A 14,771-nucleotide genomic window follows, 5' to 3' on the forward strand; every position below is an offset into this window, starting at 1 on the left:
TTGCTCCCGAACTACTCTCAGCCCGCGAGCTGGCGCTCCAGCTGGCGAGGGGACAGCGGCTTGTCGAGCGACGGCTCGGAGCTCAGGATCGCCCGCTGCAACTGACGCAGCCTTTCGGACGGCTCAAGCCCCAGCTCTTCGATCAACGTGTCCCGCAGCGCCTGGTAGGCCTCCAGCGACTTCCACTGCCGGCCCGCCCGGTAGAGCGCGAGCATGTACTGCGCGCAAAGGTTTTCGTGCATCGGGTGCTGCGCGGTCAGCACCGAGAGCTCGCTCAGCAGCGACTGGTGCTTGCCCAGCTGGAGGTCGGCCTCGATGCGGGTCTCCAGCACGCCGAGGCGGCTTTCCTGCAACCGGGTGACCTCCATGCCCAGCCGGACGCCGATCTGCACGTCCACCAGCACCGGTCCGCGCCACACCTCGGCGGCGCTGCGCAGCAGCCGGCTCGCGGACTCCAGGTCGCCGACCTCGAACGCGCGCTGACCCGCACTCGCGAGCCGCTCGTAGCTGCGGACGTCCACGCTCTCCGGCGGCACGTCCAGCATGTAGCCGCCGTAGCGGGTCACCAGAACGTTCTTCGCGACGCCGGGACCGTCGCCCGGCATGGCCGCCTCGATGCGCCGGCGCACCTGCAGCACGTAGGTCTGCAGCGTGGTGAGTGCGCTGCGTGGCGGTGTCATCCCCCAAAGCTCTTCGATCAACGTCGGAACCGTGACGACGTGTCCGGCCTGCAGGCCGAGCAGTGAGAGCACCTGACGGGGCTTCACCGCACTGGGCGCGATCGAGACGCCGTTCTCCCGTGCCTCCAGCGGTCCGAGAACCTTGATCTCCATTGGAGCCTCCCCTGCTCAGCGGCGGTCGACTTGGTCGTGCCATCAAGTTCACCTGAGCCGGGCTATCGAACGCCACGTATCCGGCCATGACTCTCGGATGGCGAACTACTGCGCCGGACGTGAAATATTCATAGCCTCGAACGAACCCAAACCGATCCATGCCGTAATTGCTCGATCACTCCAGGTAACGCCACTCAGAAATACTGGTCCGTTGGCGTGAAATTGAGCGGTGGATCAATGTTCCTTGGCGTTCTGAACCGATACAGTTGCCGACCTGATCTGCCCTCGCGTGTCTAGTATTCGCGTCGGGCGGACGCCGTACGCGGTGTTTCGCCCGGAGTTCCGCGCTGGGTTTTGGCTCTGGAGCGGTTAGCTCTTGGGGGGCACGTGAATGCATCGGCTGCGATACCGAGATACCGCGCGATCATCGTCGCGGTCTTCGCCGCGGTCTGCCTGACCGACCTGACCCGCGCGCTACTTCTCGTCGGCGAGATCACCGAATTGGCGGTGTCGGTCATTGATTTAGCAGTACTTGTTCTGCTGCAAGTGACCTATTTCCGGTCTCTCCGCCCGGTTCAGCGCCACCTCGTGCTGGCGGCCCAGGGCGTCCTGCTGGTGCTGCCGTACGTTTTGTTCGGCCACTCCTGGGCCGGTGTGGCGGGACTGGTCGCCGGCAACGCCCTCGTCGTCCTGCGCCCGGCGTTCGGCTGGTCGGCCTTCGTGGCCACCGTCGTCGCGACCGGCCTGGCCCAGACGGCGCACGGCGAGGCGATGATGGCCACGGCGGCCACCGCCCTACTGCTCGCCGGCCTCGCCACCGGCTTCGCCACCGGCTTCGCCACCCACCGCTCCCTGACCGCTCCGGAAGCCGTCCCGGAGGTCCGGTCTTCCGGGGTCGCCCTCAGCACCCCGATCGACGCAGTCGACGCCGTCGCCGCCGAACGCGTCCGCGTGGCCCGCGACCTGCACGACCTCCTCGGCTACAGCCTCAGCGCCATCAAGCTGAAGAGCGAGCTCGCCCACAAGATCGTCGCCGACCGTCCGGAACACGCCCGCGAGCACATCAGCGATATATTGGATATCACCCACCACGCCCTGGCTGACGTGCGCTCTCTGGCCCGCGCATACCGTCCACTGTCGCTGGCAGACACCTCGGCCTCGGCCAAGGCGATGCTGGCCGCGTCGAACATCGACGTTCGCGTCGAACTCGACCACGACCCCCTCCCGGAGCCGGTCGAAACCGTCCTCGCCGCCGTCCTGTGCGAGGCCGTCACCAACGTCCTGCGCCACAGCGACGCCCGCACGTGCACCATCGGCGTGCACCAGTCCGGCACGACAGTCCTGCTCGACGTCATCAACGACGGCGCCGCCGACCGCGCGGCCTCAGCCGACTGCAACGGCGTCCGCAACCAGGCCGAACGCGTCAAGGCCGCCGGCGGCACCTTCACCGCCCGCCACGTCGGCGACGGCTCGTTCCACGTCCACGCCGCGATCCCAGCACCGCCCGCCGCCTAGCAACAGCTCGTTTGCGGTCGACAGCAAACGTGTCATTGCAATGGCGCACGTCAACAGGTGCAGGCTGGAAGGCGCAGGTCAGAACCAGCCGGACTTGCGCGCGATGCGCACGGCGTCCACGCGGTTGCGGGCGTCGAGCTTGGCCGTCGCCGCCGTCAGATAGTTGCGGACAGTGCCGACGGACAGGAACAGCGTCGTGGCGATCTCCATCGCGTCGGCGCCGTCGGACGCAAGCCTCAGAACCTCTAACTCGCGTGGCGTCAGCGGGCACTCGTCGGTGTCCCACGCCGAAAGCGCGAGCTGGGAGTCGATGACGCGCCGTCCGACCGAGACCCCGCGAATCGCGTCGGCCAGCTCGCCTACCGGAGCGTCCTTGAGGATGAAACCGTTGACGCGGGCGTTCAGGGCTCGACGCAGGGTGCCCGGACGACCCAGGCTCGTGAGAATGAGCGTGCGGGTCTCGGGGACGGTGTCGTGGATCACGGTGGCGGCGGAAAGGCCGTCCATACCGGGCAGGTCGATGTCGAGGACCGCTACGTCCGGTTTGTTCTTCGCAACCGCCGCCACGATTTCGTCACCTGTTGCTACGGAGGCGACGACCTCAATATCCGGTTCGAGATTCAACAAGGCGACCAAAGCACCGCGGACCATTTGCACGTCCTCGGCGAGTAGCACTCTGATCATCCGACCCCCTTGCTTGCCCCCAGGTCACCAAATTGAGTTTTACAGACGGTGACCACGCAGGACAAGCATTGCGGCCGACTGCGCCAGGCGTTACTCCAGATGCGCTAGGACCAATTAATAACGGTAATCGGCGGATGACATCCGGTTACCGGTCGCTCACGGATAGCGCAGGGACCGAATCGGGAACCGGGACGGCTCGAGAGCGCCGCGAGCACGGCCCGATAGTACCGATTCGGTACCCATGCAGGCGATTCAGCGCGTCTCGCCCCACCGTTCGAGCAGTTCGAGCCCGCCGTCGACGGTGATCACCTGTCCTTGGATCCACGCGGCTTCGTCGGTGCAGAGCAGCGCAACGGCATTGGCGATGTCCTCGGGCAAGGTCACGCGGCCGGACGGGCTCTTGATCGCGAGCCGGTCGACCAGGTCGGGGTCGATGTTCATGGGTCCGTTGTCGACGACCGTGGTGACAACCGCGTTCACCGCGACCCGGTACCAGGCCATTTCCAGGGCGAGTGTCCGGATCACGCCGTGCACGGGGGTGACCGTGTAACCGGCGATGACCACGCGACCACCGTCCTGAAGCGATTTCGCGAGCGGCTCCACGATGTTGAGCAACGGCGTGAGGTCCGGCGACGCCGCGTGGTGGACGAAGACGTCCAGCTGCCCGCGTTCCTGCTTGATCTGGTCGAGCAGGAGGCGCACCGAGTGCTCGTCGTGGATGTCCATCTGGGTGACCGTCACCGAGCCCGGCTTGCCGGCGAGCACGGTCTTGGCGCGCTCGAGGTCGACGTCGTCGTCGGATGTCGTGAGGATGACGTGGGCGCCGTTGTCGCAGAGCTTGCTCGCGATGGCGAGACCGAGCCCGTGGGTTCCCGACGTGACCAGAGCGATCTTTCCGTCGAGTCCCAGGCGCGTGTTGACCGGTTCGATCATGATGCTGACCACCTCGTTGTCCGCGTGGTGATCGACGTTGCGCCCGGTCGCTAGGGAGCGACTCGACTACTTCTTGCGCAATCCCTCGAGAACCCGCAGGATCGCGCGTTCGACCTCGCGCCCGGTGCGCTTCGGGTCGGACGAGCTGGCGATGGTGCTGGCGCCCGAGGACAGTGCTCCGAACAGCAGCCGGGCCATGATCTCGACCGGCAGGTCCTCGATCTCCCCGGCGTCCACGAGCAGCTGCACGGCCGTGCGGAGCAGACCGAAGCTGAAGTGCTCCTCCGCCTCGCGCCAGCGTTCCCAGCCCATCACCACCGGCGCCTCGTGGATGATGATCCGCTGGTACTCCGGGTCCAGACACTTCCGGACGTACGCGCGCAGTCCGGCGGTCGCGATCTCCCACGCGTCGCCGTCGGCGGTGACCACCGCGGTGAGCGACTCGATCGTCTGCGTCTCGACCTGGGCGAACGCCGCCTCGAACAACGCCTGCTTGCCGCTGAAGTGGTGGTAGAGCGCGCCCTTCGTCACGCGGGCGCGTTTGACGACCTCGTCGAGCGAGGTCCCGGCGTACCCGCGCTTGGTGAAGAGGTCGACCGCGCTGTCGACCAGGGCCTGCCTGGTCGACTCCGAGTACTCGGCACGCCGTGTTCGCACAGCCGAAACGTATCTCACATACCGACGGTACGTACCGGTGGTATGGTCGTGTCATACCAAGAGTATGCGAGAAACCGGGGGTACGAGACATGGGCTGGGCAGACCACTACCGCCGCCGTGACGCGCTCGACGCCGTGCTGCGCGACGCCCGTCGCGACCCGTCCGCGCCGCTGATCGTGGATCCGGACGTCTTCTCCTCACTGCACGAACTGCTGCTGGCGCTCGACCACCGCTGGCAGAACAAGCTGACCGCCCGCATGGAGACCGCCGCACTGGAGGGCCCCGTCGACGAGCACCTCGTCACCGCCGAGCTCGCCGCCGACGAGCCGGTGTTGCGCGCGGTGCTGGACGCACACCTTTCGCTCGGCAGTTACCGGACGGTAGGAATGACTCCATGAGTCGTTGGACCGAAGCCGACATCCCCGACCAGACCGGCCGCACCGTCCTCGTGACCGGCGCGAACTCCGGTCTCGGCCTGCGCACCGCCCAGGTGCTCGCCGGCAAGGGGGCCCACGTGATCATGGGCTGTCGCTCGGTCCACCGAGGTCAGGAGGCACGGCGCACGGTCCAGGGGTCGGCTGAGGTCCTCGAGCTCGACCTCGCCGACCTCAGCTCTGTGCGTGCTGCTGCTGAGTCAGTCAGCGCGTTGGACGTGCTCATCAACAACGCGGGCATCATGGCCGTTCCGCACGGCAAGACCGTCGACGGCTTCGAGCGCCAGTTCGGCACCAACCACCTGGGCCACGCCGCCCTGACCTGGCTGCTGCTCCCCGCGTTGAGGCAACGTCCCGGCGCACGCGTCGTCACGGTCGCCTCTCTAGCGCACCAGTACGGCCACATGAACTTTGACGACCCGAACTGGGAGCGTCGCTCGTACAGCTACCGCGGCTCCTACGGCCAGTCGAAGCTCGCAAACATCCTGTTCGCACGTGAGCTGGAACGGCGTTCATCGGACGTCACGTCCATCGCGGCGCATCCGGGCGTCACGGTCACCGACCTGACCAACAACATGGCCAGCGCACACAACTCGTTCCTCCTGCGACTCGGCGGCAAGATCAGCCACCTGTTCTCGCAGTCCGTGGAGATGGGCGCACTTCCACAGCTCTACGCGGCGACGTCCCCCGACGCGCGGGGTGGCCAGTACTACGGCCCGGACAGCTTCAACGGCTATCGCGGCTACCCGGCCGTCGCACGGATGACCGCCGCCGCCCGCGACGACCTCGCCGCGAGCCGCCTGTGGGAGCTCACGATCAAGCTCACGGGCATCACGCCTGACCTGCCGTAACGGGGCCGACGCCCTCACCGGGGGGCGGGGAGGGCGCCGGCGGGCCCGGTCGTCACCTCCGGGCCGGGAACATCTTCATCCGGCCGGTGTTGTTCATGTTCGACAGAACGTCCGTGAACAACGGATCGTGAACAACGAATCCTCGACCGGCAGCCTTGTTCTGGCACTTATCCTCGGCCGGACGTGCGTGACGCCGGACACGCGAGGGCGCAGCGTAGGGTGAGGTGGTGACTGTGGTACCTGAGGGTCGGAAGCTGCTGCGGCTCGAGGTCCGCAACAGCCAGACGCCGATCGAGAAGAAGCCCTCGTGGATCAAGACGCGGGCGAAGATGGGCCCCGAGTACCGGGAGCTCAAGGGTCTGGTCAAGCGCGAGGGCCTGCACACGGTCTGCGAAGAGGCCGGCTGTCCCAACATCTACGAGTGCTGGGAAGACCGCGAGGCCACGTTCCTGATCGGCGGCGAGCAGTGCACCAGGCGCTGCGACTTCTGCCAGATCGACACGGGCAAGCCCGCCGACCTCGACCGCGACGAGCCCCGCCGCGTCGCCGAGTCGGTCCAGGCGATGGGCCTGCGCTACTCCACGGTCACGGGCGTCGCCCGCGACGACCTCGCCGACGGCGGCGCGTGGCTCTACGCCGAAACCGTCCGCCAGATCCACGAGCTGAACCCCGGCACCGGCGTCGAACTGCTGATCCCGGACTTCAACGCGGTCCCCGAGCAGCTCGCCGAGGTCTTCGAGTCCCGTCCCGAGGTGCTCGCGCACAACCTGGAGACCGTCCCGCGGATCTTCAAGCGCATCCGCCCGGCGTTCCGCTACGAGCGCTCCCTCGAGGTGATCACCAAGGCCCGCGAGTTCGGCCTGGTGACCAAGTCGAACCTGATCCTCGGCATGGGCGAGACCCCCGAGGAAGTCACCGAGGCGCTCGCCGACCTCTACGACGCGGGCTGCGACATCATCACCATCACCCAGTACCTGCGCCCCTCCCCGCGGCACCACCCGGTCGAGCGCTGGGTGAAGCCCGAGGAGTTCGTCGAGCACAAGGAGACGGCCGAGGAGATCGGCTTCCTCGGCGTGATGGCGGGCCCGCTGGTCCGCTCCTCCTACCGCGCCGGCCGCCTCTACGCACAGGCCAAGCAGGCGCGCGGCGAGGAGCTGCCGGAGAACCTCCAGCACCTGCTGACGGTCTCGGCGTCGCAGGAGATCACGAGCCTGCTCGCCCCGCGCTGATCGCAGCACTCGAGAAGCAGGTCGACCTCTCGGTCGACCTGCTTTTCTGTTTCCGGCTCAGGCCCAGGCGTAACAAGCCGGCTATCCCCGACGATCACCCTTCATCGGGGCGAATACTTGAAGAGCGGGCGGCGATGAAGCAGCGATTGGTCAACACGATTCAGTGGGCGGCCATCGCCGTCGGCATCACCGGGATGACGCTGGACAAGCTGATACCCGTGAACAGAACTATCGCAATCTCAGCGATCATCGCCTCTTTCGCCGCATTCACCGTTCTCGTTCTCTTACAACTCGTCCGCCGCGATCCCAACAGGTTTCAGGGAAAAGAAAAAGTCGATCTCGCCTGGCGAACTGTGCTGACCGGAGCAGATTCGTCCGTCGAGGTGTTCGCCGGCGACGTGTCGTGGGCTCGGCAGAACAAGAGCGCGATAGCCGAGCGAACTCGCGCAGGCACCTCGATACTCGTGTTGTGCAGGTGGCCGTCGACACCCGTCCTGCTCGGCCAGGTCCGCACCCTGCTCGAAGCAGGCGTCGAGGTCAAGTACTACGACGGCGAACTGGTGAAGGTACGCGGCCTGGTGGCCGACGCGAGAGTTGGCCTCGACCAGGGCACCGCGCTGACAGTCGTCAAGACGCCGAAGCCGCGTATCACGCTGACGCCAGGGCGGCCCGGCACCGACAGCTCGTTCGACTACGAGGCTCGCCGGTACCTCCCCGACCAAGACATCAACTACATAGCAATGCTCCACCAGCTTTTCGGCTCCATCTGGGCAAGCCTTCCACCGGGGATAATCTTGGATCGGCGCAAGCTGTCCGCCAACGACCTGCATCAAATTCTGTCGCAGATCCCGCATTATCGAGACCTCACGCTCGGCGACATCTCGATCGAAAAGCTTTCATGCACCTCGCTGCAGTCCTGTTGCAAAACGGTCAAAACCGCAAAGCTGCCGAGCGCGGCGTCCTTGATCGACGGATACCAGAAATTCGGCCTCGACCCTTTCGAACCATGCGTCATCGAGAGCAGCCGCGGACAGCGACTGATGCTGCCACCGATCGTCGAGAGGCAGTCCGACGGCAGGCACGTCGTCGTCGACGGCATGCACCGGATCTACCAACTCGTCACCCACACCGATTCCCAGCAGGTCACCTGTCTGGTCATCACCAACGCGGGCCCCCTGCCGTCGGACCCCGTGCCGTTCAAGGACGTGCGACTGAGCTCGACCAAGAAGCAGCGAGACGAGAACTTCCCGAACTACCGCCACGAACACTTCCGCGACATCAAGGCGATCGATCGATACCTCGCCGACAAAGCTGGTCGTTCGTGAAACACCTGCTTGTGGCTAGCTGAAGCGGACCTCGCTCGCGACGACGCCGTCGAGCTCGCGGATGAAGTCGGCGCCGAACGCGCTGGACGGCGTGTGCGATCCAGGAGCGACTCCGTTGATCTTGCCGATGGCGCGCAGCACGGAGTCGGCGGTGAGGCTGTAGGCGTTCGGCGTGGTGATCGCGCACTCGACCTTGTTCTTGGCGTCCCACGCCTCGCCGAACACCTCGGCCCTGGTGTTGGCGCGCTTGCGCTCGTCGGGGCCCTTGACCTTCCCTGCGACGGTCTTCGCGACGCTCTGCACGAGCGGCGTCTGCAGCACGGGCGCGAACACCTGCTGCAGCGGCCCGAGCACGCCGGGGACGAGCGTGAACGTCGTGATGTTCGGGATGCCGGTCGAGCGGTACGCAGTGGACACATCGCCCCACGGGATGCTGCCGACCTCGCGCGGCCCTGAGCGGAAGTAGGCGGTGCGGCGGCGGTGCCCGATGCGGACGCTCTTCAGCTCGCCGTTCTCGCGGATCCGGCCACCGACGGCGGCGGCCTCGACGGACGTCTTGGTCGTGCCGGCGCTCGCTCCTCCCCCGACGACGAACGCCAGGTCGAGGTGGGTGGCGCTGGGCAGGGCCTTGGCCAGGATCGCGGCGAGACAGTCCGTGGGGACGACGTCGAACCCGGCGCCGGGCAACAGCACGATGCCGGCTTTGCGCGCGTCGATGTCCCTCAGGCCGACGGACTCGAAGACGTCGATCTCACCCGTGATGTCGAGGTAGTGCGTGCGGGTCTTCAGGCAGGCATCGACCATCGCGGTGGCGGTGTGCGCGAACGGGCCCGCGCAGTGCACGACGGCGTCGACGTCCTCCAGGTGCGCCGTCGCCTGGCTCAGGTCGAACGCCCGGTGCTCCAGCCCCAGGGCGTCGGCGATCGGTTCGACCTTCTCGGCTGAGCGGCCCGCGAGGATCGGGCGTTCACCACGCTTGACGGCGAGCTCCGCGATGAGGCGTCCGGTGTAGCCGTTGGCGCCGTAGACCATCCACGTCATGCCGCGACCTTACCGGCGAGTAGCGTTTCGAGACGAGACCAAAGAGCCGATCAGCAGCAGTGCGCCCACCCCGATCACGGGCAACGCCCAGAGCAGTCGGCGATGCCGCAAATCGGCGCAGATGTCCACAAAGGCCGGACTGACCGCGGCGGTCGCCGGCTCGTCGAAACCGAAGCCCAGACCGTTGCCGCACGGGACGAGCGACCCGCTGGGCGCCTCGACGGCCAGCATCACGAGCAGGATCGCACCTCCACCGAGCAGGAACGCGAGACCGACCACGACGGCGAACGTGCGCACTGACATGGAACAAAAGTTACGTCTCAAATGGACTTGGCGATAGCCCTGGTCAGCCGCATTGGGGTTGATCCCCTAATCCCCGGCTAAACGCTCTCACGCCCCACTAGCCCACGCTGGGACCGAGAACGAGTAGCGCTGCTCCACTCGGCCGTTGCGCGGATGCGGCGCGGGGTCGCCGGCCTTGATCCATCCGAGGCGTTCGTAGAGGCGTACGCCTCGCACGTTGTCGACGTAGACCAACAGCTCCGCGTCCGTGTACCCGCGCTCTGTCAGCGCATCGGGCAGCGCGCGCAACAACGCTTCGCCGACGCGCCTGCCCCACGCGTCGGGGTGGACGCCCACGTAGTTGATGTATGCCGTGCCAGTCTCTTGTGGACCGCCGGCGAGAAAGCCGACCGCCACACCGTTTTCGAGCGCCAGCAACAACAGCGACGGCTCGTTCGCCAACGCGTTCTCGATGCCGGGACGCGCTTCTTCGAGCGTCGGGACCTCGTCGTAACCGTCTCTGACCTTCACCGCGTGCGCCCAGATGAGCGCGGCCGTGTCGACGTGTTCCGGTCCCCCTCGGATGATCTCCACGCGGGCCAGCGTAGGTCAGCGCCTCAGCACGAGGGGAAGGGTTTTCGGGCTGGCCATGATGTCGTTCCGCGTGACCGCGGGCTGTTCGTGGCCGGAGTAGGTGGTGCGCGGGAACCGGCTCGTGAGCTCACGCAGGACGATCTCGGTCTCCAGCCGGGCAAGCCCGGACCCGAGGCAGAAGTGCGGGCCGTGCCCGAACGCCACGTGGCCCGTCGTGGGCCGGTCGATGCGGTACCGCGCGGCGTCCTCGTGGGCGACCGGACACCGTCCCGCAGCACCAAAGTTGATCATCAGCACGGTGTTCTCGGGCACCGTGACGCCGTCGATCTCCAGCGGTTCGGTGGTGATGCGGTGCGTGGCGTTGCGGACCGGCGGGTTGTGCCGCAACGTCTCCTCGACGAGCAGCGGCACCAGGCCGGGGTCAGCCGCAGCTTTCTCCCACAGTTCGTTGTCCAACGCGTCGTGCACGACGTTCGTGATGAGGGCCGCCGTGGTCTCGTGGCCCGCCACGACGAGAAGGAACGCCATCGCCATCAGCTCGTCGTGGGTGAGGTGGTCACCGTTGTCGTCGGCCGCCACCAACGCCCCGAAGAGCGAGCTTTCGTCGAGTTCGTCGCCCGTGAGCAACGCGTGGAAGTAGCCACCTAGCGCGTTGCTCGCGGGCTGCGACACGTCGTGGTCCATCGACATCATGGTCTCGATCAACGTGCGGACCTCGGCGCGGTCCTTCTCGGGCACGCCGAGCACCTCGCCGATGATGTGCAGCGGCATCGGCACGGCGAACGCCTTGACGAGGTCGATCTCCTCACCGACCGGCAGCCGGTCGATCAGCTCCGCGGTGATCTCTTCGATGCGCGGCGCGAGCTGCTCCACCGCCTGAGCGTTGAACGCCTTGACCGCGAGCGCCCGCAGCCGGGTGTGCTTCGGCCTGTCGCTGTTGAGCATGCTCGGACCGAACAGCCCGCCGAGCTCGCTCTGCGTGCTGCCCTGCTCGGCGAACTGGCGCCTGATCTCGTTCTGCAGCGCGTCGCTGTCCTTGGACAACCGCTTGTCGGCCAGCAGCTTGCGAGCGAGCTCCAACCCGACCGTGACCACCTGAACCCGCACCCCGTCGGGCCGCGTCGCGCTGTGCAGCGGTCCTGCGGCTCGTGCGTCGTCCTCGATCCGATGATGCTCACGTGCGCGCAAGTCGCCGCCGGTCAACAGGTTCGACATGGCTTCGCCCCTCAGCAGAGTCCCCGTCACCTTTCTACCGCGACCGACGCCGATGTCCACCGATCGTTCCGGTCACTGGAGCGCGTCGAGCACCTTGATCGTCTCGACCGCGGGCAACCGAGGCGGCGGCGCGGCAATGGCCTTGCGCCCGTGCACCCACCCCGGCAAGTGGTGCTGCAGCGCAGCCCGCCCCTCCGGCGTGATGTCGACGGGAGCCGCCATCCCGTGGTCCATGGCCCGTTCCGGCCGCTGCCACGTGATCCAGTGCCGCAGTTGCAGGATCTCCAGGTCCTCGGCGTCCCACTGCTTGGCCGGCCGGTGCTCGAGGTACCAGCTGGTGGCGCCGCGGTGCACGCCACCCTGCTCAACCAGCGCGAGCAGCTTGATCTGCTCCTGCGTGATGGTGGTGGGGACGGGCTTCGCGGCCTTGCCCTTGCGCTTCACAGGTAGTCGTCCTTCGGAGGAGGCGGGCCCAAACATCCCCGACAACGCGTCCAAAATACGGCATCAAGTCAACGGCTCAACTCGCTGCGAGCCGCGGCGAGGAACGCGGCTTTGGGCCCCTTGAGGTAGTCCCACAGCGCACCGTCCTCGAGCTTCTGCCAGAGAACGTGGTCGAGAGCCTTGACGTAGGCGCGAGCGAGGTCGTGCAGCGACGAGTCGAACAGAATGTGGATCATCCGCTCACACACCCAGAGCTCATCGAGGGCGTCCTGGGCCGATGCCTTCCAGGAGGGCGTGGTGTCACGGTCCTCGGCCGCACGTTCAGCCCGCTGCGCGACACGAACGAACTCACGCAACAGTTCCAGCTGCTCCACGCGCCGCGCCTCAGCGCGCTCGGTCGCCAGCCGCCGTAGCTCAACGCGTTCGGTCCGGCGTTGCACGTTGGCCTGAACCAGGTAGGACAGGCCGCCGCCGAACAGCACGCCGACAAGGGAGAGAATCGCGGGCCAAACCTGCGTCTGCATGGCGCGATTCATACCAAACGATCACGACCCGCCCAGGAAGATCGAGCCATGACGCCCCCGTACACCGTGTCGATACGACAGACCGGTGAGCACGACACCACGGCGCTGGCGACACTGCGCCGGGCGTGGTCGGAAGAACAGGCAGGACAGCCGCTCGATGACGACGACTTCGAGGAGTGCTTCGCCCAGTGGTACACGGCAGAAGCACCACGCCGGGCGGCGTTCGTGGCCGAACTCGGCGGCAAGGCCATCGGCATGATGAACCTCGCCCTGTTCGAACGGATGCCCAAACCGGGACGGTCAGCCAGCCGATGGGCTTACCTCGGCAACGCGTTCGTACTCGCCGACCACCGCAACCGCGGCATCGGGACCGCCCTGCTCGACGCGGCCGTCACGTACGCACGCGCCCGCAACTGCGCCCGCATCGTCCTGTCGCCCAGCGAACGCTCAGTGCGCTTCTACCAGCGAGCCGGCTTCGGCCCGGCCACCATGCTCCTCGCGCACGTCCTCGACAGCTGACTCCGGCCACCCCGTCGCTCGGCTACACAGCAGGCATTCCGACACTTCGAATATCTGACGTCACCACTACAAGCACTGACTATTCGAACACAGTGCGCTTCAATTCTCATGATCGAACTGCCTCTCACAGTGACGCCGATCAAAGACTCACTGCTGCTGATGATATTCGTTCGGCCGATGGCGGGTTCTAGACTGGTTGGCCGATCTTCCTTTGCTTACCCTTCCGGATCACACCCCGAAGCAGTAGACTGGAAATCCGACCGTTTACGCAAACGGCTATGGAGAATCCCGTTCATTTCATGACCCGAGCGTGGCTCTCGCGACGGCGGCGAGTGGCCGTCGTTCGCATGTCACACCAGTGATTACAGGCCTGGAATTCCGTTAACCACGGAGGTGTCCATGACTTCCCGGTCACGCGCCCAAATAACAGCACTAGCCCTGCTCTTGGGCAGTTCCTTGCTGATGGCCCCGCTCGTCACAGCCTCAGCGTCCCCCTCGACCCCCAACCTGGCCCATAGCCCTGACACCACGTCGCTGCGGCCTCTGCCAGATGCGTCGATCTCCTCAATCGACTTCGTTGCGACGTATTCATTCAACACAGGCAGCAGTGGCGCGGCGCAGTGTTGGAGTCATTTCGCACCGCAAGCTCCGCTCGGCCTTCCCATGGCTCAGACCTACCGCAACTGCAACGGCTACGCTCTCTATGTGCAGATGGGCTACACCGATAGCAACGGGTTCCACCCGGAGACCAATTGCGGCCTTGTCGGCAATGGAGAAACGGTGATCATCGTGCGATGGAGAACGTACGCGGGCAACTACAGCACGAATGTATGCTGATGTTGCGCACATAGTCGGTCCGGTGCAGGTCGGACAACGGCAACGGATACGCGGCGAACTGTGGCGCAACAACGGGATCAAACCCCATCGGCGGGCACGTTCGAGCTGTCCGAGGATCCAAGCTTGCGCGTTCCGCAGTGGCCGCCTCCAGGCGTCCAGCGCGGCGGCTGACAGCCCGGATGGACCGGCTTTCAGACCCCGACCGAGTCAACGCGACGCCTCCGAAGCTCTTGGAGGCGCCGTTCTGGCTGGTGGGCGCGACAGGGATCGAACCTGCGACCGCTCGGGTGTAAACCGAGTGCTCTTCCGCTGAGCTACACGCCCCAACCCCACGCCCGAAGACGCAGGGGTACAACTACATCATGCCTTGAGCGAGGCTACGGCCTTCTTCCAGGCATTCTGATCGCGGGCCTCACCGGGCGCGTTGACCTCCGCGAACCGGACCACGCCGGACGCGTCGATCAGGAACGTGCCCCGCAGCGCCATGCCCGCGGTCTCGTTGAACACGCCGTAGGACTGGGCGACGGCGCCGTGCGGCCAGAAGTCGGACAGCAGCGGGAACTGGTAGCCCTCCTGGTTGGCCCACGCCTTCAGCGAGAACGGGGTGTCCACGGACACGCCGAGCACCTGGACGTTCTCGTCCTCGTACGTGGCGAGCTCGTCGCGCAGCTGGCAGAGCTCGCCGTTGCAGATGCCGCTGAACGCGAACGGGTAGAAGACCAGGAGCACGTTCTTCGAACCGCGGAACGACGACAGCGTCACAGGCTGCTTGTTGTAGTCGTTGAGCGTGAAGTCCGGAGCTTCCGAACCGACCTCGACCGCCATGAAAGACCCCTCGCAGGTTGACCAAGACG

At 66.3% G+C, this 14,771-nt stretch carries 17 protein-coding genes and 1 tRNA gene; 6 read left to right on the forward strand and 12 right to left on the reverse strand.

The features are described 5' to 3' along the window. Window positions 1–17: 17 nt before the first annotated feature. The gene (locus DI276_RS13355; RefSeq protein WP_112263614.1) at window positions 18–833 is read right to left on the reverse strand and encodes an AfsR/SARP family transcriptional regulator; all 816 of its coding nucleotides are present in this window, start codon (window positions 831–833) and stop codon (window positions 18–20) included. Window positions 834–1,220: 387 nt separating this feature from the next. Between DI276_RS13355 and DI276_RS13360 the strand changes: the two genes are divergently transcribed. Next, window positions 1,221–2,348 (forward strand): sensor histidine kinase, encoded by a 1,128-nt coding sequence (locus DI276_RS13360; protein WP_157984689.1) that lies wholly within the window; start codon window positions 1,221–1,223, stop codon window positions 2,346–2,348. A gap of 78 nt (window positions 2,349–2,426) precedes the next feature. On the opposite strand, the gene DI276_RS13365 is transcribed toward DI276_RS13360, so the two are convergent. From DI276_RS13365 to DI276_RS13375, 3 genes are all read right to left on the reverse strand, one after another. Next, on the reverse strand, window positions 2,427–3,032 hold the full coding sequence (locus DI276_RS13365; RefSeq protein ID WP_112263616.1) for a response regulator transcription factor: 606 nt from the start codon (window positions 3,030–3,032) through the stop codon (window positions 2,427–2,429). Window positions 3,033–3,284: 252 nt separating this feature from the next. Continuing rightward, entirely contained in the window at window positions 3,285–3,965 is a 681-nt protein-coding gene (locus tag DI276_RS13370; protein WP_157984690.1) for an SDR family NAD(P)-dependent oxidoreductase, read from the reverse strand. A 66-nt stretch (window positions 3,966–4,031) separates the two neighbouring features. After that, the gene (locus DI276_RS13375) at window positions 4,032–4,622 is read right to left on the reverse strand and encodes a TetR/AcrR family transcriptional regulator (protein WP_112263618.1); all 591 of its coding nucleotides are present in this window, start codon (window positions 4,620–4,622) and stop codon (window positions 4,032–4,034) included. Window positions 4,623–4,711: 89 nt separating this feature from the next. Between DI276_RS13375 and DI276_RS13380 the strand changes: the two genes are divergently transcribed. The 4 genes from DI276_RS13380 (at window position 4,712) to DI276_RS13395 (ending at window position 8,461) form a co-directional block, all read left to right on the forward strand. After that, on the forward strand, window positions 4,712–5,020 hold the full coding sequence (locus DI276_RS13380) for a hypothetical protein (protein WP_112263619.1): 309 nt from the start codon (window positions 4,712–4,714) through the stop codon (window positions 5,018–5,020). Beyond that, the gene (locus DI276_RS13385; RefSeq protein ID WP_112263620.1) at window positions 5,017–5,907 is read left to right on the forward strand and encodes an oxidoreductase; all 891 of its coding nucleotides are present in this window, start codon (window positions 5,017–5,019) and stop codon (window positions 5,905–5,907) included. Before DI276_RS13380 ends, DI276_RS13385 begins: the two co-directional genes overlap by 4 nt. A gap of 227 nt (window positions 5,908–6,134) precedes the next feature. After that, window positions 6,135–7,136 (forward strand): lipoyl synthase, encoded by a 1,002-nt coding sequence (gene lipA, locus DI276_RS13390; protein WP_112263819.1) that lies wholly within the window; start codon window positions 6,135–6,137, stop codon window positions 7,134–7,136. 134 nt (window positions 7,137–7,270) lie between these two features. Beyond that, complete coding sequence (locus tag DI276_RS13395) at window positions 7,271–8,461, forward strand: hypothetical protein (protein WP_157984691.1); 1,191 nt, start codon at window positions 7,271–7,273, stop codon at window positions 8,459–8,461. Between the two features lie 15 nt (window positions 8,462–8,476). Here the strand turns inward: DI276_RS13395 and DI276_RS13400 are convergent, their stop codons facing one another. The 6 genes from DI276_RS13400 to DI276_RS13425 all read right to left on the reverse strand — a co-directional run bounded on the left by DI276_RS13400 (window position 8,477) and on the right by DI276_RS13425 (window position 12,561). Next, a complete protein-coding gene (locus tag DI276_RS13400) occupies window positions 8,477–9,502 on the reverse strand; it encodes a saccharopine dehydrogenase family protein (RefSeq protein ID WP_112263622.1) in 1,026 nt (341 codons plus the stop codon). 9 nt (window positions 9,503–9,511) lie between these two features. Next, window positions 9,512–9,805 carry a hypothetical protein gene (locus tag DI276_RS13405; protein WP_112263623.1) on the reverse strand — a complete coding sequence of 98 codons (294 nt, stop codon included), beginning with the start codon at window positions 9,803–9,805 and terminating at the stop codon, window positions 9,512–9,514. A gap of 87 nt (window positions 9,806–9,892) precedes the next feature. Then, a complete protein-coding gene (locus tag DI276_RS13410; RefSeq protein ID WP_157984692.1) occupies window positions 9,893–10,378 on the reverse strand; it encodes a GNAT family N-acetyltransferase in 486 nt (161 codons plus the stop codon). Between the two features lie 15 nt (window positions 10,379–10,393). Then, the gene (locus DI276_RS13415) at window positions 10,394–11,593 is read right to left on the reverse strand and encodes a cytochrome P450 (RefSeq protein ID WP_157984693.1); all 1,200 of its coding nucleotides are present in this window, start codon (window positions 11,591–11,593) and stop codon (window positions 10,394–10,396) included. Window positions 11,594–11,665: 72 nt separating this feature from the next. Then, window positions 11,666–12,037, reverse strand: coding sequence for a hypothetical protein (locus DI276_RS13420; protein WP_112263626.1), 372 nt, complete (start codon window positions 12,035–12,037; stop codon window positions 11,666–11,668). 68 nt (window positions 12,038–12,105) lie between these two features. Continuing rightward, complete coding sequence (locus DI276_RS13425) at window positions 12,106–12,561, reverse strand: hypothetical protein (RefSeq protein ID WP_112263627.1); 456 nt, start codon at window positions 12,559–12,561, stop codon at window positions 12,106–12,108. 48 nt (window positions 12,562–12,609) lie between these two features. Here DI276_RS13425 and DI276_RS13430 point away from each other — a divergent pair, with 48 nt between their 5' ends. Further along, on the forward strand, window positions 12,610–13,080 hold the full coding sequence (locus tag DI276_RS13430) for a GNAT family N-acetyltransferase (RefSeq protein WP_112263628.1): 471 nt from the start codon (window positions 12,610–12,612) through the stop codon (window positions 13,078–13,080). A 1,086-nt stretch (window positions 13,081–14,166) separates the two neighbouring features. Here DI276_RS13430 and DI276_RS13440 read toward each other — a convergent pair. Together DI276_RS13440 and DI276_RS13445 are read right to left on the reverse strand one after the other, a co-directional pair. Next, a tRNA-Val gene (locus DI276_RS13440) sits at window positions 14,167–14,241 on the reverse strand. A 36-nt stretch (window positions 14,242–14,277) separates the two neighbouring features. Further along, window positions 14,278–14,742: a peroxiredoxin gene (locus DI276_RS13445; RefSeq protein WP_112263630.1), complete on the reverse strand. Its 465-nt coding sequence runs from the start codon at window positions 14,740–14,742 to the stop codon at window positions 14,278–14,280. Window positions 14,743–14,771: the final 29 nt, after the last annotated feature.

Origin of the sequence: Lentzea terrae (assembly GCF_003265345.1) — a bacterium.
GTDB classification, from domain to species: domain Bacteria; phylum Actinomycetota; class Actinomycetes; order Mycobacteriales; family Pseudonocardiaceae; genus Lentzea; species Lentzea terrae.